At 67.2% G+C, this 21,873-nt stretch carries 26 protein-coding genes and 1 riboswitch; of the genes, 16 read left to right on the top strand and 10 right to left on the bottom strand.

All coding sequences use genetic code 11. From position 1 onward, the window contains the following. The first annotated feature begins 32 nt into the window (after nt 1–32). From xth to thiC, 7 genes are all read left to right on the top strand, one after another. On the top strand, nt 33–863 hold the full coding sequence (gene xth, locus K8O92_06635; protein ID UAK33614.1) for an exodeoxyribonuclease III: 831 nt from the start codon (nt 33–35) through the stop codon (nt 861–863). Nucleotides 864–931: 68 nt separating this feature from the next. Beyond that, entirely contained in the window at nt 932–1,558 is a 627-nt protein-coding gene (locus tag K8O92_06640) for a TetR/AcrR family transcriptional regulator (GenBank protein UAK33615.1), read from the top strand. 89 nt (nt 1,559–1,647) lie between these two features. Next, complete coding sequence (locus K8O92_06645; protein UAK33616.1) at nt 1,648–2,844, top strand: homogentisate 1,2-dioxygenase; 1,197 nt, start codon at nt 1,648–1,650, stop codon at nt 2,842–2,844. After that, nucleotides 2,841–4,019 (top strand): fumarylacetoacetase, encoded by a 1,179-nt coding sequence (gene fahA, locus K8O92_06650; GenBank protein UAK33617.1) that lies wholly within the window; start codon nt 2,841–2,843, stop codon nt 4,017–4,019. The genes K8O92_06645 and fahA overlap by 4 nt, the downstream gene beginning before the upstream one ends. Nucleotides 4,020–4,111: 92 nt before the next feature. Further along, the gene (locus K8O92_06655) at nt 4,112–4,333 is read left to right on the top strand and encodes a hypothetical protein (protein UAK33618.1); all 222 of its coding nucleotides are present in this window, start codon (nt 4,112–4,114) and stop codon (nt 4,331–4,333) included. A 162-nt stretch (nt 4,334–4,495) separates the two neighbouring features. Further along, nucleotides 4,496–4,942, top strand: a complete 447-nt coding sequence (locus K8O92_06660; protein UAK33619.1) for a hypothetical protein — start codon at nt 4,496–4,498, stop codon at nt 4,940–4,942. Nucleotides 4,943–5,084: 142 nt separating this feature from the next. Next, a riboswitch (TPP riboswitch) is annotated at nt 5,085–5,207 on the top strand. A 54-nt stretch (nt 5,208–5,261) separates the two neighbouring features. Continuing rightward, nucleotides 5,262–6,851 (top strand): phosphomethylpyrimidine synthase ThiC, encoded by a 1,590-nt coding sequence (thiC, locus tag K8O92_06665; protein UAK35489.1) that lies wholly within the window; start codon nt 5,262–5,264, stop codon nt 6,849–6,851. Between the two features lie 42 nt (nt 6,852–6,893). Here thiC and K8O92_06670 read toward each other — a convergent pair whose 3' ends face one another. Then, nucleotides 6,894–7,319: a MarR family transcriptional regulator gene (locus tag K8O92_06670; protein ID UAK35490.1), complete on the bottom strand. Its 426-nt coding sequence runs from the start codon at nt 7,317–7,319 to the stop codon at nt 6,894–6,896. Between the two features lie 124 nt (nt 7,320–7,443). Here K8O92_06670 and K8O92_06675 point away from each other — a divergent pair, with 124 nt between their 5' ends. Next, entirely contained in the window at nt 7,444–7,899 is a 456-nt protein-coding gene (locus K8O92_06675; GenBank protein UAK33620.1) for an SgcJ/EcaC family oxidoreductase, read from the top strand. A 50-nt stretch (nt 7,900–7,949) separates the two neighbouring features. Here the strand turns inward: K8O92_06675 and K8O92_06680 are convergent, their stop codons facing one another. Continuing rightward, on the bottom strand, nt 7,950–8,504 hold the full coding sequence (locus K8O92_06680; protein ID UAK33621.1) for a TetR/AcrR family transcriptional regulator: 555 nt from the start codon (nt 8,502–8,504) through the stop codon (nt 7,950–7,952). 39 nt (nt 8,505–8,543) lie between these two features. On the opposite strand from K8O92_06680, the gene K8O92_06685 reads away from it, so the two are divergent. Then, complete coding sequence (locus tag K8O92_06685) at nt 8,544–9,788, top strand: beta-ketoacyl-ACP synthase (GenBank protein ID UAK33622.1); 1,245 nt, start codon at nt 8,544–8,546, stop codon at nt 9,786–9,788. 123 nt (nt 9,789–9,911) lie between these two features. Next, nucleotides 9,912–10,706: a thioesterase family protein gene (locus K8O92_06690; GenBank protein ID UAK33623.1), complete on the top strand. Its 795-nt coding sequence runs from the start codon at nt 9,912–9,914 to the stop codon at nt 10,704–10,706. Nucleotides 10,707–10,892: 186 nt separating this feature from the next. Here the strand turns inward: K8O92_06690 and K8O92_06695 are convergent, their stop codons facing one another. Together K8O92_06695 and K8O92_06700 are read right to left on the bottom strand one after the other, a co-directional pair. After that, the gene (locus K8O92_06695; GenBank protein ID UAK33624.1) at nt 10,893–11,069 is read right to left on the bottom strand and encodes a hypothetical protein; all 177 of its coding nucleotides are present in this window, start codon (nt 11,067–11,069) and stop codon (nt 10,893–10,895) included. Continuing rightward, nucleotides 11,066–11,356 carry a hypothetical protein gene (locus tag K8O92_06700; GenBank protein UAK33625.1) on the bottom strand — a complete coding sequence of 97 codons (291 nt, stop codon included), beginning with the start codon at nt 11,354–11,356 and terminating at the stop codon, nt 11,066–11,068. The genes K8O92_06695 and K8O92_06700 overlap by 4 nt, the downstream gene beginning before the upstream one ends. 140 nt (nt 11,357–11,496) lie before the next feature. Here K8O92_06700 and K8O92_06705 point away from each other — a divergent pair, with 140 nt between their 5' ends. Both K8O92_06705 and K8O92_06710 read left to right on the top strand, forming a co-directional pair. Next, the gene (locus tag K8O92_06705) at nt 11,497–12,348 is read left to right on the top strand and encodes a DUF5919 domain-containing protein (protein ID UAK33626.1); all 852 of its coding nucleotides are present in this window, start codon (nt 11,497–11,499) and stop codon (nt 12,346–12,348) included. Further along, a complete protein-coding gene (locus K8O92_06710) occupies nt 12,345–13,145 on the top strand; it encodes an inositol monophosphatase (protein UAK33627.1) in 801 nt (266 codons plus the stop codon). The genes K8O92_06705 and K8O92_06710 overlap by 4 nt, the downstream gene beginning before the upstream one ends. A 100-nt stretch (nt 13,146–13,245) precedes the next feature. Here K8O92_06710 and K8O92_06715 read toward each other — a convergent pair whose 3' ends face one another. After that, a complete protein-coding gene (locus K8O92_06715; protein UAK33628.1) occupies nt 13,246–13,653 on the bottom strand; it encodes a VOC family protein in 408 nt (135 codons plus the stop codon). Nucleotides 13,654–13,726: 73 nt separating this feature from the next. Continuing rightward, the gene (locus K8O92_06720) at nt 13,727–14,371 is read right to left on the bottom strand and encodes a TetR/AcrR family transcriptional regulator; helix-turn-helix transcriptional regulator (GenBank protein UAK33629.1); all 645 of its coding nucleotides are present in this window, start codon (nt 14,369–14,371) and stop codon (nt 13,727–13,729) included. Nucleotides 14,372–14,458: 87 nt separating this feature from the next. On the opposite strand from K8O92_06720, the gene K8O92_06725 reads away from it, so the two are divergent. Both K8O92_06725 and K8O92_06730 read left to right on the top strand, forming a co-directional pair. Beyond that, a complete protein-coding gene (locus tag K8O92_06725; protein ID UAK33630.1) occupies nt 14,459–15,541 on the top strand; it encodes an epoxide hydrolase 1 in 1,083 nt (360 codons plus the stop codon). Between the two features lie 163 nt (nt 15,542–15,704). Continuing rightward, nucleotides 15,705–16,328, top strand: coding sequence for an SDR family oxidoreductase (locus K8O92_06730; protein UAK33631.1), 624 nt, complete (start codon nt 15,705–15,707; stop codon nt 16,326–16,328). 72 nt (nt 16,329–16,400) lie between these two features. On the opposite strand, the gene K8O92_06735 is transcribed toward K8O92_06730, so the two are convergent. Further along, complete coding sequence (locus K8O92_06735) at nt 16,401–17,537, bottom strand: GTP-binding protein (GenBank protein ID UAK33632.1); 1,137 nt, start codon at nt 17,535–17,537, stop codon at nt 16,401–16,403. Between the two features lie 90 nt (nt 17,538–17,627). Between K8O92_06735 and thiD the strand changes: the two genes are divergently transcribed. Further along, nucleotides 17,628–18,470 (top strand): bifunctional hydroxymethylpyrimidine kinase/phosphomethylpyrimidine kinase, encoded by an 843-nt coding sequence (thiD, locus tag K8O92_06740; protein UAK33633.1) that lies wholly within the window; start codon nt 17,628–17,630, stop codon nt 18,468–18,470. A gap of 149 nt (nt 18,471–18,619) precedes the next feature. Here the strand turns inward: thiD and K8O92_06745 are convergent, their stop codons facing one another. Continuing rightward, entirely contained in the window at nt 18,620–19,342 is a 723-nt protein-coding gene (locus K8O92_06745; GenBank protein UAK35491.1) for a TetR/AcrR family transcriptional regulator, read from the bottom strand. A gap of 618 nt (nt 19,343–19,960) precedes the next feature. Between K8O92_06745 and K8O92_06750 the strand changes: the two genes are divergently transcribed. Then, complete coding sequence (locus tag K8O92_06750; GenBank protein UAK33634.1) at nt 19,961–20,326, top strand: hypothetical protein; 366 nt, start codon at nt 19,961–19,963, stop codon at nt 20,324–20,326. 143 nt (nt 20,327–20,469) lie between these two features. On the opposite strand, the gene K8O92_06755 is transcribed toward K8O92_06750, so the two are convergent. Both K8O92_06755 and K8O92_06760 read right to left on the bottom strand, forming a co-directional pair. After that, the gene (locus K8O92_06755) at nt 20,470–21,084 is read right to left on the bottom strand and encodes a TetR/AcrR family transcriptional regulator (protein ID UAK33635.1); all 615 of its coding nucleotides are present in this window, start codon (nt 21,082–21,084) and stop codon (nt 20,470–20,472) included. Between the two features lie 5 nt (nt 21,085–21,089). Beyond that, complete coding sequence (locus K8O92_06760; protein ID UAK33636.1) at nt 21,090–21,866, bottom strand: enoyl-CoA hydratase family protein; 777 nt, start codon at nt 21,864–21,866, stop codon at nt 21,090–21,092. Nucleotides 21,867–21,873: the final 7 nt, after the last annotated feature.

Here is a 21,873-nt window from a genome sequence, read left to right on the forward strand (position 1 = left end):
AGACCTGTCACCCCGTGCGAAGGAAGTCCGCAGTGCGTCTCGCCACCTGGAATGTCAACTCGATCCGCTCCCGGCTCGACCGCGTCGCGGACTGGCTGGACCGCCAGGACATCGACGTGCTGGCCCTCCAAGAGACCAAGTGCCGCGACGACCAGTTCCCGTTCGAGCGCTTCGACGAGCTCGGCTACGAAGTGGCCCACCTCGGGATCAATCAGTGGAACGGGGTGGCGATCGTCTCCCGGGTCGGTCTGACCGACGTCGAGTTCGCCTTCCCGGACCAGCCGGGCTTCGACAAGGACGCGGAAGAGTCCCTGATCAGCACGCCGGTGGTCGAGTCGCGCGCGATCGGGGCCACCTGCGGTGGCGTGCGGGTATGGAGCCTGTACGTGCCCAACGGCCGCACGCTGGGCGATCCGCACTACACCTACAAGCTGGAATGGCTTGCCGCGCTGCGCGACAACGGCGCGCGCTGGTTGGCCGAGGACCCGCAGGCCAAGATCGCGCTGGTGGGCGACTGGAACATCGCGCCGACCGACGACGATGTGTGGTCTGTGGAGTACTTCGCCGACAAGACGCACACTTCGCAGCCCGAACGCGACGCTTTCCAGGCCGTCGTGGACGCCGGCTACGCGGACGTCATGCGTCCGTTCGCGCCCGGGCCGGGCGTCTACACCTACTGGGACTACACCCAGTTGCGCTTTCCGAGGAAAGAAGGGATGCGCATCGATTTCATCCTCGCCTCCCCCGCGCTGGCCGCCACCGCGACGGACGCGATGGTCGATCGCGAGGCGCGAAAAGGCAAGGGCGCCAGCGATCACGCTCCGGTGATCGCCGAGTTCGCCGACGGCCCCGGGCACTCGTGACCCGCCCGGCGCAGCCGCCCTTCCCCCGCCGCAGCGGGAGCCGGACGACCGGCGCCAGGTTGGGCGGAATGAACAACGACGCGGCCGTGGGGCCACGGCAACGTGCGCAACACCTCGGCCCGGAGCGCCGCCGCCCGCAGGTGCTCGACACCGCGCTCGCCATCGCCGTGGAGGACGGCATCGCCGCGGTCACCATGGCCGCGATCGCGGAGCGCATGAACGTGACCAGGCCGGTGGTCTACGCCTGCTTCGCCGATCGCGTGGAGCTGATCGAGGCACTGATCCAGCGCGAGGAGGGCTACCTGGTCAGCGGCGTGCTCGAGGTGGTCACGCCGCGCCCCGTGAACGCGGACGAGACCGTGTTCGTCGAGGGGTTCCGCGCCCTGCTGACGAAAGCCGCGATCCGGCCCGAAGCCTGGCGGCTGGTCTACGGCAATCCCGATCCCGCGGTGGCGAATTCGTTCGGTCGCGGCCGCGCGCTCGTCATCGAGCGCTGTACGAAACTGTTGCGGCCGACGCTGCGCGCCTGGGGCACCGCGGACGCCGAGCGCAAGCTGCCCGTGCTGGTGGAGCAGTGGGTGTCCGCGGGCGAAGGGGCGGTGCGCGCGCTGCTCGCGGACCAGCAGGGCTGGACACCGGCGGATCTCGGCGCGTTCGTCGGCGCGGCGGTCTACCGCGCCCTGCGCAACGCCTGATTGTCAGGCTGCGTTTCCACTGCCCTCGCCCGGCCCGGTCACTACGATGGTGATCAACTATCCGACCACCGGCTGGCGGAGGAACGGTCATGGCGTTCTATCGGCAAGTGGGTGCGGTGCCGCCGAAGCGGCACACCCAGCATCGTGACGAGCGGGGCCGGCTCTACTACGAGGAGCTGATGGGCGAGGAGGGCTTCTCCGGCGACTCCTCGCTGCTCTATCACCGCGGCCTGCCACCGGCACTGGTCGACTCGACAGTGTGGGAACTGCCCGATCAGCGGACGACGCCGAATCATCCGCTACGCCATCGGCATCTGCGCCTGCACGCCCTGTTTCCCGGCGACGTTGCGGCGGAGACCGATCCGGTCACCGGGCGGCGCCTGCTGCTCGGCAACGCGGACGTGCGCATCTCCTACGTCGTCGCCGAGAACGAATCGCCGCTGTACCGCAACGCGATCGGCGACGAGCTGGTGTACGTGGAATCCGGCACCGCGATGGTCGACACCGTATTCGGCGCGCTGCCCGCGCGGCAAGGCGATCAGGTGCTCATCCCGCGTGCCACGACCCACCGCTGGCGGCCTACCGGCCCGGACCCGTTACGGGCATATGTGATCGAGGCGACCGGGCACATCACGCCGCCGAAACGCTACCTGTCGAAGTTCGGCCAGTTGCTCGAGCATGCCCCGTATTGCGAGCGCGACCTGCACGGACCGACCGAGACGATCACCGAATCCGGCGCGGAGGTGGAGGTGCTCGTCAAGCACCGCCCCGGTGGAAAGATCGTCGGCACCCGGATGGTCTACGCCACCCATCCGTTCGACGTGGTCGGCTGGGACGGCTGCCTGTATCCGTGGACGTTCAATATCGCCGATTTCGAACCCATCACCGGCCGCATCCATCAACCGCCCCCCGTGCACCAGGCATTCGAGGGCGGCAACTTCGTCGTCTGCAACTTCGTTCCGCGCAAGGTGGACTACCACCCGCGATCGATCCCGGTGCCGTACTACCACTCCAACGTCGATTCCGACGAAGTCATGTTCTACTGCGGCGGGGACTACGCGGCGCGGAAAGGATCGGGTATCAGCCAGGGCTCGGTGTCGGTGCACCCCGGCGGCTACGCCCACGGGCCACAGCCCGGCGCCTACGAGAACAGCATCGGCGTGGAGTACTTCGACGAGCTGGCCGTCATGGTCGACACCTTCCGCCCGCTGGAACTCGGTGAAGGCGCCTTGGCCTGCGAGGACCCGGCCTATGCGTGGACCTGGTCCGGGCGGAGCCCCGAGTGAGGACCGAGCTCGAGGTACCCCCGGAGTCCTTGTTCGGTCCGGACAACCTGCCTTATGGAGTGTTCGCACCGGCCGGCAGCGCCCCTCGGGTGGGCGTCCGGCTCGGCGAATACGTCATCGATCTGGCTGTGCTCCTCGATGATCCGGTGTTCGCCGCGCCGAATCTGAATGCTTTCCTGGCGCAGGGCCCCGCACGCTGGCGCGAGGTACGCGATCGGATTCGTGAATCCGTGGGCGGTGAGATCGACAGCGCCGCGGTACACCACCTGGACCGAGTGGAACTGCGGCTGCCCGTGCGAATCGGCGATTACGTGGACTTCTACGCGAGCATCGATCACGCGACGAACCTCGGCCGCCTCTTCCGGCCGGACGGTGACCCGCTGCTGCCGAATTGGCGCCACCTGCCGGTCGGCTACCACGGGCGTGCGGGCACCGTCGTGGTCTCGGGCACCGAGGTGACGCGGCCCTGCGGCCAGCGCAGGAGCGATTCGGGCGCACCGGATTTCGGCCCGTCGCGGCGGCTGGACATCGAGGCGGAACTCGGCTTCGTAATCGGCGTCGGGTCCCGGCTCGGCGTGCCGATCGGCATCGATGAGTTCGCCGACCGGGTCTTCGGCGTCGCGCTGGTCAACGACTGGTCCGCGCGCGACATCCAGGCCTGGGAATACCAGCCACTCGGGCCGTTTCTCGGCAAATCGTTCGCGACATCGATCTCGCCATGGATCACTCCGCTGGCAGCCCTGGAGTCCGCGCGGATACCGCTGCCTGAGCAGTCCCCCGCGCCTCTGCCCTACCTGCGGGGAACCGAGCCCTGGGGCTTGGACATCGATCTCACCGTGACATGGAACGGGCAACCGGTCGCCCACCCGCCCTATGCCCGGATGTACTGGTCACCGGCGCAGATGCTGGCCCACCTCACCGCGAACGGCGCGTCCACCCGTACCGGCGACCTGTATGCCTCCGGCACGATCTCCGGGCCGGCGCCGGACCAGCGCGGATCGTTCATCGAGTTGTCCTGGGGCGGAGACCGGCCGGTGGTGGTGAACCACCAGCGGCGCACCTTCCTGGAGGACGACGACGAAGTGACGATCTCCGCATCGGCTCCCGGTCCGGGTACGGCGCGCGTCGGATTGGGCGATGTCACCGGCCGCATCCGCCCCGCACACACGCGCTGATACCCAGGAATCGAGGGCTACGCAGAAATTCCTACTGTCCGTAGCGTCTCTCATCGGAGGAGGAACCATCGGGGACGGATAGAGAGAAGGATATGAAGCGCTCGTTTGCCGGATTCGTCGTCGCCGGTGCACTGTTGATTGCCGGGCAGTTCGCCCCCGCGGTCGCCACGGCCGCCCCGGTCGCCGACTCCGGCTCGGCCAACACCGGCTCCGGCTGCACCTCCAGCCAGCCGCCGACCTGCAGCTCTCCCCTGGCCTCCCTGCTGGTCCAGATCATCCAGGCCGTCAACACGGGCTCGGCCAACGCCAGCTGACGCGATCACGGTGCTCCGCGCACTCCTCGCCTACGCCATGTCGTAGGCGTGGAGTGGGAGAGTTCCGGGCTGTGGGGCAGCCACGGCAACCTCCCAGTGCTTGAGCGCGACGCTCTCCGGGTACGCCGCTAGCGCCCCATACGCCGGACAAGGAGCCAGGTCATGAGCGATCGCCCGGACATCGCGCACCGCCGCCCGGACGGCGTCGACGACGCCACCGTCGCCGCGACCGGCAAACTCTCCGAAGCGCTGGAGACCGTCGAACGCGCCCGCGGCCACCTGTACGCCTTCCATCAGCTGACCGGCGGCGCCGACCTGGCACTGGACGAGGCGGTGGAGATGTTCCGCGCGGCGGGCCACGCCCACATCGCCGACCGCATATCGACCGAGCTGATCGGGCGCAACGTCCTGGCCGGGCGCTGGACGTTCCAGATCGTCGAGGATTACGACGACAATTACTACGACGTGTTCCGCGGCATCGAACGGGCCACCCGGGAGGAACTGCTCGGCGGCCGCCGCCATCTCTACGAAGCCGAGATGAAGGAATCGCGGCGCACCCACGGTTTGCCCGGCCATTCGGCCACCCCCGAAACGGCGGAAGGCTCGTAACCCGGGCGTCGACACGACATTCGGCGCCTCGGATCACCCATGACCCGCACGAGCGCTGCCCCGGCTGCCTGGCATTTCAGTCGATCCTGCCGAATCGCCGGGCGCTCGTCGAACCGGTCCGGGTATGGTCAGGCGGGACAATTTCACACCCAACGGGGGCTCGCACCAGCGGGCTGAGAGGACGGCTAGCCGAGAGGCGTCAGGGCCGTCGACCGTATGAACCTGACCGGGTAATGCCGGCGTAGGGAGGAACAATATGGCACCCGCCGCTGCGTCCGACGGCGCATCCGCACCTGTCGACAGCGTCACCACCGGCCCCATCGAGGGCAGCGTCAAGCACTATCTCGAAGTCGACGACCTGCGCATTCCGGTGCGCCGGGTCAACCTGACCAACGGAGAGCACTTCGACGTCTACGACACCTGCGGCCCGTATACCGACGAGACGGCGACGATCGATCTGGAGAACGGTCTACCGAAGCTGCGCGATACCTGGACCAAGCCCGAGGGGGCGGGGCCGCGCACCCAGCTCGCCTGGGCCCGGGAAGGCATCATCACGCCGGAGATGCGCTTCATCGCCGCGCGCGAGGGCGTCTCACAGGAGCTGGTGCGCGAGGAAGTGGCCGCGGGCCGCGCGGTGATCCCGGCCAACCACCGGCACCCGGAACTCGAGCCCACCATCATCGGCAAAAAATTCCTGGTCAAGATCAACGCCAACATCGGCAACTCGGCGGTCTCGTCCTCGATCGCCGAGGAAGTGGAGAAGATGGTGTGGGCGACCCGCTGGGGCGCGGACACCATCATGGACCTGTCCACCGGCAAGAACATCCACGAGACGCGCGAGTGGATCCTGCGCAACTCCCCCGTCCCGGTCGGCACCGTGCCGATCTACCAGGCGCTGGAGAAGGTGAACGGCGATCCGACCGCGCTCACCTGGGAGATCTACCGCGACACCGTGATCGAGCAGTGTGAGCAGGGCGTGGACTACATGACCGTGCACGCCGGCGTGCTGCTGCGCTACGTCCCGCTGACCGCCAAACGGGTGACCGGCATCGTCTCGCGCGGCGGGTCGATCATGGCGGCGTGGTGCCTGGCGCATCACCAGGAATCGTTCCTGTACACGCACTTCGAGGAACTCTGCGAGATCCTGGCGCGCTACGACGTCACCTTCTCCCTCGGCGACGGCCTGCGGCCCGGCTCCATCGCCGATGCCAACGACGAGGCGCAGTTCGCCGAGCTGCGCACCCTGGGCGAGCTGACCAAGATCGCGAAATCGCATGGCGTACAGGTGATGATCGAGGGCCCCGGCCATGTGCCGATGCACAAGATCGTGGAGAACGTCCGGCTCGAGGAAGAGTTGTGCGAGGAGGCGCCGTTCTACACCCTCGGCCCGCTCGCCACCGACATCGCGCCCGCCTACGACCACATCACCTCGGCCATCGGGGCCGCCATCATCGCCCAGGCGGGCACCGCCATGCTCTGCTATGTCACGCCGAAAGAGCATCTCGGCCTGCCCAACCGCGACGACGTGAAAGTGGGCGTGATCACCTACAAGATCGCCGCGCACGCCGCCGACCTCGCCAAGGGACATCCGCACGCGCAGGAGCGCGACGACGCGCTGTCCAAGGCGCGTTTCGAGTTCCGCTGGCGTGATCAGTTCGCGCTGTCGCTGGACCCGGACACCGCCCGCGAGTACCACGACGAGACGCTGCCCGCGGAACCCGCCAAGACCGCGCACTTCTGCTCCATGTGCGGCCCGAAGTTCTGCTCGATGCGGATCTCGGCGGACGTGCGCGAGTACGCCGCGCGTCAGGGACTGACCGAGACCGAGGCGCTGGAGGCCGGTATGGCGGCGAAGTCCGCCGAGTTCGCCGACAAAGGCAACGCGGTCTATCTGCCGGTCGTCTCCTAACGATTCGCTGCCGCCCGCCGCGCTCCGGCGGGCGGTAGCGCTCTACTGGTCCCCGCGCAGCAACGCGGTCACGCGCAACGACGTCTCGTGCAGACGGTCGAACACGTCGAGCACGAGTCGCAACTGTTCGGCGGTGTAACCCGCCATGGCCGCGCCGAATTCGTTCGCCAGAATTTCGTAGTGCGGCGCGATCTCATCGATCTTCTCTTCGATCACGCTCACGATGACCCTCCGCCGGTCCTGCTCGTCGTGTTCCCGGCGGACGTAACCGGCTTTCAGCAGTCGATCGATCATCCGGGTGACGGCGCCGGTGGTCAGGCCCGTCTGCGTGGCCAGCTCGCCCGCCGTGGCCGGGCCGCCGAGGCGCAACAGGTTCAGGCAGCGCAGGTCGGTCACGTGCAAGCCGAGTCGATCGGCCACTGCCTGGTGCAACATCACGGCGTCGGTGGCGCTGCGCTGGGCGGCCATGGTCAGCGCCAGGTCCAACTCCGCACGGTTCGACATTGACATCCTCGTCTTACTCGGTAATTATCTTATCGAGTCAACTATTTACTCGATCAGTTATTGATCCAGTCATCTTACGGGAGATGCCATGTCCGTAGACCAGCGCACCGACGAATCGGCTATCCGCGACCTGCTCGACCGGCAGGCCGAGGCGTGGACCAACGGCGACGCCGAAGCCTTCGCCGCCGTATTCACACCCGACGCGGACTACGTCACATGGCTCGGCAGCCACTTCAAAGGCCGCGCGGCCATCGCCGCCAGCCACGTACCGCTGTTCGAGAAGTATCTGAAGGGCACCCGCCTGGACGGTGAGATCACCCAGTTCCGTTTTCTGACACCCGATGTCGCCGTCGTCCACGGCAAAGGCGCGGTACTCAAAGGCAAGCAGCGGCGCACTCGGCGCAACACCAAGGTGCAGACCACCGTCGCCGTGCGGCAGGACGGACAATGGTTGCTCGCCGCGTTCCAGAACACCAAATATCACTGGTTGCTGGAAACACTCGCTTCGAAGTTCGATTCCCGCCAGGCTCCGTCGCAGCTCTGACAGGCACAACCAGGGCGTGGATCTGCTGCGAGGACATACCGGACCGCGACTCAGCGCACCGTCTGCTCGATGAGGCGGCGGGCCGCCCGATCGGTGCGCTCGACTTCGCCGGTGATCAGTTGATCTTGGAGTATGCCCCGCAATCCCGAAACAAGCAGCGTGGCAACCACTTCCGGGTCATCGAGCCCCAGGCTGCGCAGCCCGTCGGTCAGCGCCGCCACGAAGGCGGCGATGGCCGCGGTGGCGTAGTCGATATAGGGACTACGTGGAGCGCAAGCCGCACCGAGAACTTGGAGCATCACTCGGACGCTCACCCGGCCGTGGCCGGAGGTGTTGGCGGTCCAGAAGTCCCATAGCCGGTCCCGGAGTTCGGATGCGTCGGCGATGTCGGCGAAGAGGGCCGCGATGTCCGGACGCTGTGTCGCCAGCGCCTGGACCAGCAACTCCTCCTTGGTCGTGAAGTAGTAGATCAGCATGCGCGAGCTGGTGCCGAGTTCGGCGGCCAGCGGGCGCAGCGACAGGTCCGCGAGTCCGTGATCGGCGATGTAGCGCACGACGGCGGCGAGCAATTCGGCACGTTTGGCGTGATCGAGGGGGCGGGCCATGAGTTGACTGTAGCGATCGGTACAGGTATTCATGACATCGTGACTGTAACAATCGCTTCAGAAACTACGGATTCGGTCGTGGTCACCGGATACGCGGCGACCACGTCGCTGGCCGACGACATGGACTCGACCTGGTCGGGGTTGCTGGCCGGACACAGCGGGATATCCCTGCTCGACGACGATTTCGTGGCCGAGTACGACCTCCCGGTCCGCATGGGCGGCAAGCTGAAGTCACAGCCCGGGGCCGAACTGACCCGCGTCGAACAGCGCCGGCATTCCTACGTCGAGCAAATGGCACTGGTGCTCGGCCGCCGAGTCTGGCGCTCGGCGGGCGCGCCCGAGGTGGACGGTGACCGATTGGCGGTGGCTATCGGCACCGGGCTCGGCGGCGGCGACGCGTTGATCGGCGCGGTCGACGCGCTACGCGCGGGCGGGTACCGCAGGGTGTCGCCGATGTCGGTGCCGATGGTGATGCCCAACGGGCCCGCCGCCACTGTGGGGCTCGAGATCGGCGCCAGAGCTGGGGTTTTCGCGCCGGTCTCGGCCTGCTCGTCGGGTTCGGAGGCGATCGCGCACGCCTGGCGGCTGATCACCACCGGCGAGGCGGACATGGTGGTGACCGGCGGCGTCGAAGGACACATCGACGCCGTGCCCATCGCGAGCTTCGCGATGATGCGCGCCATGAGCACCCGCAACGACGAGCCGCAACGCGCGTCCCGCCCGTTCGACCGGGACCGCGACGGGTTCGTCTTCGGCGAGGCCGGCGCGCTACTGGTGCTCGAGTCCGAGCGGCACGCACGCGCACGCGGCGCCACCGTGCACGGGCGGGTGCTCGGCGCGGGCATCACCTCCGACGCCTACCACATCGTCGCCTCCGAACCGGAGGGGATCGGCGCGGCCCGCGCGATGCGCAAGGCCATCGAGACCGCGGGGCTGCGCGCTTCGGATATCCAGCATGTGAACGCGCACGCCACGTCGACGTCCATCGGCGACGCCTCGGAGGCCAGCGCGATCGCCGCCGTCGTGCCCGATGCCTCGGTCTACGCGCCGAAATCCGCACTGGGCCACTCCATCGGGGCGGTCGGCGCGCTGGAATCGCTGGTCACCATGCTCACCCTGCGGGACCAGGTCATCCCGCCCACCCTGAATCTCGACCATCCCGACCCGGCGATCGATCTGGACATCGTCGCGGGCGGCCCGCGTGCCCAGCGCGTGAACTTCGCGTTGAACAACTCGTTCGGTTTCGGCGGGCACAACGTGGCGCTCGTGTTCGGCCGGGTCTGATCTCGAGTCCGGTCAGGGTGCGGGCTACCGTCGTCGTAGAACGGATCGATCGGCCCGGAGGATGGACGAGGACGTGAGCGAGCGCCAGCGAGGGAACACAACGGAGCCGGGCGAGGCGCGGCCATGAGCGACGCCTTCTACCTCCCCGACCCGCAGCGTCCGGATCGCTTCGTCTCCACCGAACTCACCCGCGGCCCCTGGTCGCCGGACGCCCAGCACGCAGGTCCGCCCTCTGCCCTGCTCGGTCACGTGATCGAGCGGTGCGAGCCGCGCCCGGGATTCCAGGTCGGCCGAGTCGCGGTCGAGATCCTCGGCCCGGTGCCGATGGAACCGCTGACCGCGGCCGCGCGTGTCGCCCGTCCCGGCCGCAGCGTCGAGCTCATCGAGGCGACGTTGTCCACCGATCGCGGCCCGGTGATGCGGGCCAATGCCTGGCGGTTCAAGCTCGCGGAACCGGAATTGCCGCTGCCGGAACGTTTCCTACCGACCGGCACGCGGCCCGGCCCCGAGCAGGCGGACCTGCCCGCGCCGTTCCCGTCCACCCAGCCGGTGGGCTTTCATACTGCCATCGAATACCGCTTCATCAGCGGGTCCTTCACCGAGCCCGGCCCCGCGACCTGCTGGATCCGGATCAAACACCCGATTGTCGCCGGCACCGAGCCGAGCCCGCTGGAGCGTACCCTCGCGGCCGCCGATTCCGGCAACGGCGTCAGTGCCATCCTCGACTGGTCGAAGTACTTGTTCATCAACACCGATCTGACGGTCACCCTGCACCGCCAACCGGCGGGTGAATGGGTCTGCCTCGACGCCGTCACCTACCCCCAACCCCATGGCATAGGTATGGCCGAATCGGCGCTCTACGACGAAAAGGGCCCCTTGGGCCGCAGCACGCAAACCCTCTTCCTCGGCACCCGGTAGCCGAGACAGACCCACCCGAGGTTCGTCACGGATCCGCTCACGGACGGGTCGAGATCTGTTGTGTTGTATGACCGTTGCGATCGAAGTCCCGATAACGGAGCCACAATAGTCTCCGCTGTCCAACCAGCAGAGGGACGACCGCGGCCACGGCGCAGGCTGAGGAGATGCGCGCAAACAGCTCCAGCCTCACCCGCACACCGCCGAGGCTCGCTTCAGCGCGCCCAGGAACTGCATGCAGCACTCGCCGTGCCCAGCGTGCTGGGTCAGAATTATCTTCGCGACGGCGAGTGAGATTTCGCCGGGTTGTTCGCCGCAGACGCGATGGCGGATTCGAACGATATCCGCGCTGACGGGTAGGGTCATGGCGCCCTCCGCTGCACGCGTTCGTCCGGGACGATCTGCCCGGCACCGACCAGCGTCCAGTACGCGAAAGCCTTGTCCTGGCAGGAATCAATGCTGCATTCGACGTGGTCTTGCATCGTCGCATGTGCGTCCTCGATGTCGAGGCGGTCGATGATGTCGCCGAGGGGTACTGCTGATTTCAGTAGGGCGTCGTCTCTGTCGAGCAGGTAGGGCAGAACGTAGAAGGTACCGACGGCCAACAACCCCAAGCCGACGGCAACGATTCCTGCGGTGACGATCTGAACCATGCGAAGAGTTTCGGCAGCGCACCAGTCTGTCCGCGTCGCCACCAATGCATCACCTTGATCAGCGAAACCGACGGAGGTATCTTCTATGTCTCATCTTCGCTGCGTGGCTGGAGTCAGAAAACCCGAGAGCCGGTGCACCTATGCCAACCGTACTGAAAGCACTACTGCAACAGCGCCACCTCCAAACCGTGTCCGCGTTCAACCGCGAATACGACAGGGTCGCGAGCGAATCCGAACCCGAACTCGTCGGCGCAGGACCGAAGAAGGCGCAGTTCTATCGTTGGCTCTCCGGAAATCTCACCAGCCTCCCCTACCCCCATCACCGCCGGATCTTGGAGGCCATGTTCCCCGGCTGGTCGGCCGACGAGTTGTTCGAAGACTGTGCGAGTTCCAGCGATGTTCGATCAGGCCGCAAAATACGCAATATCGCAGACTTTTCCGTTCGGGACATGGCCGACGTCGAGGCGATCTTCGCAAACCGAACCGACTTCCTGCACGCCATGCCGCCACGAAAGCTGTTCGAGAGTACCCGGCGGATCGATATGGCGGGCCTGTCGCTGAATCTGCTCTGCCAGCAGTATTCGGATACCGACCTCATGAAGTTGCTCGAGTCCGGTGTCACCCTCCGCTGCCTATTCCTCGACCCGAGCGGAACCCATATCCGCCTTCGAGAGACCGAGGAGGGTCATGCACCTGGTGTGCTGTCAAGCCTGACGGAACTGAACATGAAGTGCTTGATACGAGTGCAGAAAAAATTCGCCCCATCACAGGCGAAGCCCATTCGAATCCGCACCTACGATGAAACCGTCCGCTTCAATATCACCATTGTCGACTCGGCAGTCTGCATCATCCAGCCCTACCTACCCAGAGCCCGAGGAGTCGAATCACCGACACTGGTCGCTCGAAAATCAGAGTCAACAGGGCTTTTTGACACGTTCTCCGAAGTTTTCGAAACGATGTGGTCCAGTGGCCGGGAGGTACCGTCGATATGACAGTGAGTCGCGACGAACTGCTCGCGGTCGCCCGTTCGGCTGTCGAGCGGGGAGCGGCACTGCTCCGCACGGCTGACCGAGGAAGCGTCCGCGCAAAGAGCGACCGAGATTACGTGACCGACCTCGATCATCTGATTCAAGACCAGATCAGGAGATATCTGGCCGATACGACGCCCACGTTCGGTTTTCTGGGGGAGGAAATCGATGACATGTCGATCCCCAGCTCTGGAGAATCCCTGTGGGTGCTCGACCCGATCGACGGTACATCCAACTTCATCCATGGACTCCCGCTCTGCGCGGTGTCGCTGGCTCTGGTTCGCGACAGGAAACCAGTGATCGGAGTCGTCGGCGCACCTTTTCTCGGCCTGGAGTACCACGCTGCCGCCGGGCAGGGTGCGTTCTGCAATGACAAGCCGATCTACGCGAGCAAAACCGAAACACTCGGTGGGGCGATCGTCTCGATTGGTGATTACGCGGTCGGACCGGAGGCGGAGCTGAAGAATAAGCGGCGGATCGCTCTCACCGCCGCACTGGCGGCAACCATGGAGCGAGTACGCATGTTCGGATCTGCTGCTCTCGATCTCGTGTGGGTTGCCGAGGGACGAACCGACGCCTGCGTTATGCTGTCCAATAAGCCCTGGGATACAGCCGCTGGTGTGCTCATCGCACGAGAGGCGGGCGCAATCGTCCTCGACTCCGCCTCCCGCCGGCACAGCCTCGACTCCGCTGACACGATCGCTGCCGCACCCGCCATCGCCGATCAACTCATGAGCCTGATCGATGAAACGATCCGCTGACTACCGACGACCTGACCCGACGGGGTCGGCCAGGCTCTCCATCGGTAGCTGATCATCCTCTGGCGCTCCAAACGGATGCGCCCGTAATCCGCAGCAAAGCTCAGGGGCGAGTCGAGATCTGCTGAACGGCCCAGCCGTTTCCGTCCGGGTCGTTGAAGAAGAAGAATCCGACGTTGTCCAGTGGGTCGGGCATGGGTGTCGGGTTTTCGCCGACGGCTTGGATTTCAGTTACCTCGACGCCCCGGGAGGTCAGTTCCTCATGGGCCTTGCGCAGATCGTTGACCACCAGTTGCAGGCCCTGCTGGGAGCCGGGCGGCAGGTCCGGCACCGCGCCCTCACCGATCACGATCGAGCATCCCGAGCCGGGCGGGGTGAGCTGCACGATGCGTACGCCGTCGGCGACCTTGGTGTCGTGGTCGACGGTGAAGCCTAGTTGCTCGGCGTAGAACTGCTTGGCCCGGTCGATATCCGACACGGGGACGATCACGACCTCGAGTGTCCAGTTCACGGCACATCCTTTCCGGCGACTGCGGTATTCCTACCAGTGCAGACCAGTGCGCACGGCGAAATTCATCGGCGCGCTATCGCCGTGCCCACCGCCAGGCGAACTCGCCCGGCCCCGGTGGGGGGCCGGGCAGGTCACCGTCCGCGCTCAGCCCGGCCACGAGCATCGCGAGGACGCGCCTGCGCAGCTGGACGGTGCGCTCCGGGGCGGGTACCGCGACCGCCGCGCAGGACTCCAGGATCAACCCGAGATCCTGCGGCGTCACGTCGGGACGCAGCTTGCCGGTGGCGTGGGCGCGGCTCACTATCTCTTCGGTCGCCGCACCGGAGCGCCGGATGTCCGGCAGCATCGACTCGTCGGGGGTGAAGGTGCCCGCGAGATGCACGGTGAGCGAGTGCACGTCGGCGTCCACCACCCGCTCCAGAAAGCCGACGAGGCCACGCCAGCCGTCCGCCTCCCCGAGCGCCGCTTCGGCTTCCACGTTGTACCGGCGCAGGCCGTCGTGGCAGAGCTTGCGCAGCAGCGCTTCTTTGCTCGGGTAGCGGCGATACAGGGCGCTGATCCCGACGCCCGCGCGTTCCGCGACGGCGGAGATCGGGGCGGTGGCGTCGGCGAGGAACACCGCGCGGGCAGCCTCCAAGATCAGACCGTCGTTGCGGGCCGCCTGCGCCTTGCGGCCAGGTAGACCCTTCTGAGCTGGGATATCAGTTGTCTTCGGCATGAATTCAGGATAGCAGTTGAAACGGAATGCTCCGTTCTGATACAGTTGAAACAGAACCGAGCATTCCGTTTCGATCAGGAGCAGCAGATGACCGCGATCACCCCCTTCCGCATCGACGTCGACCAGGCCGACCTGGACGACCTGCGCGACCGGCTGGCCCGCACCCGCTGGGCCGAGCAGATCCCGGGCTCGGGCGACACCTACGGGGTGAGCGTCGAGCGGGTGCGCCACCTGGTCGGCTACTGGCGTGACGGGTTCGATTGGCGGGCGGTCGAGCAGTCGCTGAACGCGTATCCGCAGTTCACCACCGAGATCGACGGCCAGAACATCCACTTCCTGCACGTGAAGTCCGCGCAGGACAACGCGTTTCCGCTGATTCTCACGCACGGCTGGCCCGGCACCTTCGTCGAGTTCGTCGGCGTCATCGAGCCGCTCACCGCGGCCGGGTTCGATCTGGTGATCCCCTCCGTGCCGGGATACGGATTCTCCGGTCCCACCACCGAGACGGGCTGGAACGACACCCGGATCGCCCGCGCCTGGGCCGAGCTGATGCGACGGCTCGGATACACCCGCTACGGCGCGGTGGGCAACGACGGCGGCTCGCAGATCTCGCCGGAACTCGGGCGGGTGGCGCCGGACAACGTGGTCGGCGTGCACGTCACGCAGGTGTACTCGTTCCCCTCCGGCGATCCGGCGGAGCTGGCCGATCTCGACGAAGGCGAGCAGCAGTCGCTGGCCACCCTGGACTGGTTCGTCAAGAACAAGATGGGCTTCAACGTGCTGCAATCGCAGCAGCCGCAGACGCTGGCGCACGCGATCACGGATTCGCCCGCCGGGTTGGTCGGCTGGAACGGCCAGCTGCTCGGTCCGGATCTCGACGACGACTTCGTGCTGACCAACATCGCGATCCACTGGCTGACGGGCACCGCCGGTTCGGCGATCCGGCACTACTTCGAGAAGGACAAGGCCGAGCACCCCACCGCCCCGACCACGGTTCCGCTCGCGCTGTGCGGCTCCGCGGGCGATTTCCACGGCATCCGGCGCTTCGCCGAGCGCGACCACAACATCGTGTCGTGGCGCACGCACGACGTGTACACCCACTACCTGCACCATGTGGCGCCCGCGTTGATGGCGGAGGAGATCACGAAGTTCTTCACCGAGCTGCGCTGATCGGTGACGTGGCCGCCACGCCGGTCGCAGTGGCGGCCACTTCGCACGCTGGTTCGAGACAGTCTCTTATGTCATCGAGACTCACGGCCATGGTTCGTCTCGCTACGCGCTGATGTACTGGATTGACCAACAGCACAGAAGCTTTCGAACCAGGAGAGAAACCATGAGAATCGCAGTCTTCGGCGCCACCGGTACCGTCGGTCGTCTCGTCGTCGAGCGGGCCCTGCAGGAGGGGCATGAGGTCACGGCGTTCACCCGCAGCGCGGCGGGCGTAACGCAGCGCCACGAGCGGCTGCGCGTAGTGGAAGGCGACGTGCTGGACACGCATTCGGTGCAGCGCGCGGTGGAGGGACAGGACGCGGTGCTGATCTCGCTCGGCAACGGCCGCAAGGGCGTGGTCCGGGCGGGCGGCACCAAAGCGGTCATCGACGCGATGAATCGCACCGGTGTCAAGCGACTGATCTGCCAGACGACCCTCGGCGTCGGCGACAGCCGGGGCAACCTGAACTTCCTGTGGAAGTACGTGATGTTCGGGCTGCTGCTGCGTCCCGCCTACGCCGATCACGTCCGGCAGGAGCAGTACGTCCAGGCCAGCGATCTGGACTGGACGATCGTGCGGCCGAGCGCGTTCACCGACGGACCGCGCACCGGCAGCTACCGGCGCGGATTCCCGGCGGACGAGCGTGGTCTCGCCTTGAAGATCACCCGCGCCGACATCGCCGACTTCATGATCGAGCAACTGACCGACACCACCTACCTCCGCCAGGCGCCCGGCATCTCGAGCTGAGAACGGCCCGCCATGCGGTGGCGCAGCGACGGCCCACGTCCCGGCATCGGCGAGCGTGGGCCGCCGCCGTTGTCAGGCGTGTTCGTGCAGGTCCTCCCAGACCGGGAAGGGGTCGGGGTAGTCGGCCCACGCGCTCGGCCCCTCGGTGAACTCCTCGTCGGTGAGCAGGGCGGCATCCAGCAACGCGCGCACCTCCTCGGAATCCAGCTTTATCCCGATGAAGACGATCTCCTGTCCCGGCGGCACCTCCAGCGACGACCACCAGGCGGCGGGTTCGAAAACCAGGTTCGGCCCCGCCTGCGACCACACCGCGGCCAGCGTCGAACGGCTCGCGATCCAACAGAACCCCTTGCTGCGCAGCAGGCCGCGCAGCTGCTCCAGCGCTTCGGACAGGCGCAGTGGATGGAACGGGCGGTCGGCGGTGTAGGTGAGACTGCGAATGCCGTACTCCTCGGTCTCGGGCGTGTGCCCGCCGGCGAGTTCCTCTGCCCAACCCTCGGCCTCCGCGGCGACCAGCGGGTTGTAGCGGCCGGTGTCCAGCACCTCGGCCAGGTCGACCACGCCGTTGCTGGTGCGCAGCACGTGGGCGTGCGGATTCAGGCGGCGCACCGCGGCCTCCACCGCGCCCGCGGCGGCGGCGCCGACCAAGTCGGTCTTGTTGACCAGCAGCACGTCGGCGAACTCGACCTGATCCACCAGCAGATCGGCGATGGTGCGCGCGTCGCCCTCGCCCGCTTGCAGGTTCCGCTCGGCTAGCGCCTGCCCGCGCGCCACCTCCGCGAGGAAGGTCGAGGCGTCCACCACGGTCACCATGGTGTCCAGCCGGGCGATGTCTCCCAGCCGGAACCCGTCCTCGAATTCCCAGTCGAACGTGGCGGCCACCGGCATCGGCTCGGAGATGCCGGTGGACTCGATCACCAGCTGATCGAACCGCCCCTCGCGAGCGAGCCGGGCGACGGCCTCGATCAGGTCCTCGCGCAGGGTGCAGCAGATGCAGCCGTTGGTCAGCTCGACCAGTTTCTCCTCCGTGCGGTCGAGGTGACCCTGGCCCGCGACCAGCGCGGCGTCGATGTTGACCTCACTCATGTCGTTGACGATGACCGCCACCCGGCGGCCCTCTCGGTTGGCGAGGATGTGGTTGAGCAGCGTCGTCTTGCCCGCACCGAGAAAGCCGGACAGCACGGTGACGGGAAGCAGATCGGAGTCCATGGGGTTAATGATAACGATTTTCATTTGCTGTCGGCGAACCGGTCCCGGGCGCCGGTGTCGACGCGGCCGCACCGCCGTAGGGTTTGTGTCGTGAAATTGCTGCCATTGCCCGCCGAGGGGCAGACCCCCGTCCGGGCGCTCACCATCGCCGGTACCGATTCCGGCGGAGGCGCCGGAATCCAAGCCGATACCCGCACGATGGCGTTGTGCGGCGTGCACGCCTTGGTGGCGGTGGCGGCGGTGACCGTGCAGAACTCGGTGGGTGTCAGCGGCTTTCACGAGATTCCGCCGCAGGTCGTGGCCGATCAGGTGCGCTCGGTCGCCGGGGACATCGGCGTCGGTGCCGCGAAGACCGGCATGCTGGCCTCCACCGCGATCATCGAGGCGGTCGCCGCGGTGTGCCGGGAGGTCGGCATCGGTCGCGAGGGCGACATTCCGCTGGTCGTCGATCCGGTCGCGGCCTCGATGCACGGCGACCCCCTGTTGCACGCCGAGGCGCTGGACGCGGTGCGAAACACGCTGATTCCGCTCGCGACCGTGGTGACGCCGAACCTGGACGAAGTCCGCCTGCTCACGGGCATCGACGTCGACGACGACGATTCGGCGCGACGCGCGGCCGAGGCGCTGCACAAGCTGGGGCCGCGGTGGGCGATCGTCAAGGGCGGGCATCTGCGCTCGTCGGAGTACAGCACCGATCTGCTGTTCGACGGAGAGCAGTTCCTCGAGTTCACCGCGCCGCGCATCGCGACCGGCAACGACCACGGCGGCGGCGACACGCTGGCCGCCGCGATCGCCTGCGCGCTGGCACACGGCTATCCGGTGCCCGAAGCGGTGGAATTCGCCAAGGAGTGGACCTATCGCTGCCTTGCCGCGTCCTACGACCTGGGGGCGGGCCACGGTCCGGTCTCCCCGCTGTGGCGGTTGCAGAGCTGACCGCTCGGCGCGCGTCGTTTCTTGTCGGTGGCTGCTGCGATACTGAGGAGGTCGCGGACACAGGTGGCCTCAACGGCGAGGCGATCAGAACAACGTTGTTCGGCGTGGATGCGGCACCCGACCTCGGCGCCGTCCCGGGGGCGCTCCGGTCACATAGATGAAAAAGCCGAATGCAGCGGAAGTTCGGCCGCGATCACGATGCCGTGTAGCCGAGCGCTCGCCGTTACCAGCGCGAATATGATCTCGCTCAGATAGTCGGCGAACTCTTCGACCGACATGGCGGGCGGCTGCGAACGGTTCACCCCCAGCCACCAATCGGTGGCCGATGCCACCGCGCCGAAGATCGAATAGATCACCAGCTCCACGCTCACGATTCGCACCGACTCGTCGTCCACGGCGTCGGCGAACAGCTCGGCGGCGCGTGCGGCGGACTGCCTGGCCGATTGCAGGGCGCGGTCGCCATCATCGGACCGCTGCGTGAAATGACTGTGCAGCATGAACCGGAAGACGTTCGGCTGCCGCGACACCACCAGCGCGTATTCGGTCGCCGCGCGGCGCACGAGGTCACCGGCCGAGTCGCCGGTCAGGTCGAAGCTGGTCATGATCTGTTCCCAGAGCATGTCGCGCACCCGGTCGGCGATCGCGTTGTAGAGGTCGGTCTTGTCCTCGAAATGCCGATACAGCTTCGGCTTGGCCGCGCCCGCCTCCTTGGCGATGTCGCCCATGCTGACGGCGGGACCGAACTTGTCCAGCGCGCGGAACGCCGCGTCGACGAATTCCTCGCGCACCTTCTTGCGATGCTCGCGCCAGCGCTCGGTGCGCGCGTCCACGCGTCTGCTCGGCTGGTCCCCTACCGTCCGGCCGCTGAGCATCACGAATTCGGATGCTACCTGCAACCACCGGTACCAAGCCCGCACCCGCCGACTCGACCGAGCTGTGCGGGCACTACGGGAGGTTCGCGATGCTCGAGCAGGACGCGCCGCCCCCGGCGGGAAACCCGCTGAGCGAGGGATTCTCGCTCAGCGGCGAGATCAGCGCTTCTTGGAATCGATGGTGGGCTCGCCGGCGGCCTTGGCCTTCTTGTCCGCTCGCTTTTCCTTGAGGGTTTTCTCGGACTTCTTGGACATCGAGCTGCGCGGAGATTTGTCGGACAATCGTGGTCCTTTGTTCGGAGACCTGAATGGTCCCGCTGCTACCGACCGTACGCTACGTGGGCCACTTTTCCGGTGCGACCGACGAGTTCGGCTTGCAGGAACCTCACAGCTGAGACCCAGCTCCGTGGCAGCGTGGCCGCCGAATGTGGTCCGCATGACCGAGACTCTGACCGTCACGGCGGCGGAGCGAACCGTTCCACAACGGATTCGGGCGCCACTCTTGGCATCCCGCAAAACGCCAGCGATGATGGTCGGGATGTGTGACGGCTCCTGGTCGGAGCCGGGGCCACCGCCACCATCAGGTCACGCGTCCACCGCGAACATCCAGGGAAACAATTGAACGCTTTCGTGAAGCTGGCCGTGACGGTGGTCAGCGCATTGGTCGCAACCGCGCTCACCGTCGGATTCGCCGCCACCGCGTCGGCCGCCCCCGCCGACCGGGCCGAGCCGATCGCCGCCGCGACCGGTGAACCCCCGCAGGTCACTTACATCAAGGCGTGCCTGCCGCCCGGCGACACGATCGAACTGCGCACGGGCATCGGCGCGGCGATCGGGGCCGCGATCGGGGCGCTCGTCGGCCTGCCCGTCTTCTTCGTCGGCGCGATCCCCGGCGCTATCATCGTCGGCCTGATCGGCGCCGCCATCGGAGCGTCTTCCTACGCCATCGACTCCGGGCGGCTCGAGCAACAAGGACTGTGCTGATTGCCTGATTCGGCCGAACAGGCTCGCCACGGCGTCGCACCCTGCTGAAACGGGTGATGGCACTTGTGCCGTGTCCGTGGCAGGCCCGGCCTCTCGGGCACCGAAGGTCGGGCCGCACGTCTTTCGGCCCACGGGCAGCGGTTTCAGCGCGATGCGTGCAAGGCGTCGTGCAGGGTGGCCGACCACTGCTGGACGATCTGCTTGCGGCGAGCCGAGTCGTCGGTGAGGACGTCGGCCAGGCCGAGGCCGCGCGCCATGTCGAGGGTCGCTTGGACCAGGTGGTGGGTGACGGGGTCGGAGTCGTCCACGCCGAGCGCTTCGACCGCGCGGCGGTGGGACGCGCGGCCGAAGCGGGCCTCCAGCGGGACGATGCGTTCGCGCAACGCCGGGTCGGCTGCCGCGTGCGTCCACACCTGGAGCGCGGCTTTGAACAGCGGACTGGTGTAGGACTCGACGAGACCGGCCACCACGGCTTCCGTGCGGGCCAGGCCGTCGCCCAGCTCCACCAGCGTCGCGGCCTCCTGTACGGCCTGCCCGCTGCGCGTGTCGAACATGTACTCCAGCGCGGCGGTGATCAGATCCTCCCTGGTGGGGAAGTGATGCTGCGCCGCGCCACGCGACACCCCCGCCCGTTCGGCGACGACGGCGACCGTCGCGGCCGCCCAGCCCATCTCGGCCAGGCAGTCGATGGTCGCCTCGAGCAGGCGCTGCCGGGTGGCTCGGCTGCGGTCCTGCTTGGGTTCGTGCGGTGTCGCCATGGTCGCTATTCTGCCCAGCTGGGCGGGCGCCGCTGCAAAAAGGCCAGCATCCCCTCGCGAACTTCCGGGGTGCCGAAGAAGCTCGCCGAACGACGCGCCAGTTCCTCGGCGGAGGCGTCGAACTCGGCGAGGATGCCGGCGTTGACCAACCGCTTGGCCTCGGCCAGTCCCTGCGGCGAGCCCTTGCGCACCTGCGTGCACAACCGCGCCACCTCGGCCGCCGGATCGTCGGCGGTGACGGTGACCAAGCCGATCTCCCGCGCCACGGCGGCGTCGAACTTCTCGCCGGTCAGGTAGTACCGGCTGGCCGCGCGCGGGCTGAGGCGAGGCAACAGGGTCAGCGAGATCATGAACGGCGCCAACCCGATGCGGACCTCGGTGAGCGCGAAACTGCTGGCCGGCCCGGCCACGACGACGTCACAGCCCGCCACGATGCCCATGCCGCCCGCCCGCACGTTTCCGTCGATCCGCGCGATCACGGGCTTCGGTATCTCCACCAGCCTGCGCAGCACGCCGATCATGACGCGGGTGCGCTCGTCGGCGGCCACGGCGGGATCGGCGGAGCCCGCTTCGCTGAGATCCGCGCCCGCGCAGAAGGTGTTGCCGGTGTGCGTGAGCACGATGACCCGAACCTTCTCGTCGGCGGCCGCGTCGTCGAGCCCGCGCAGCAGCTCGGCGACCAGCTTGGACGACAGCGCGTTGCGGTTGTGCGGCGAGTCGAAGGTGAGGGTCGCGACACCGTCGCCCACCTCGTAGCGGACGAACGGACCCGTCTCGGTCATGCGGTTC

The sequence above is a fragment of the Nocardia asteroides genome, from assembly GCA_019930625.1.
Taxonomy (GTDB): domain Bacteria; phylum Actinomycetota; class Actinomycetes; order Mycobacteriales; family Mycobacteriaceae; genus Nocardia; species Nocardia sputi.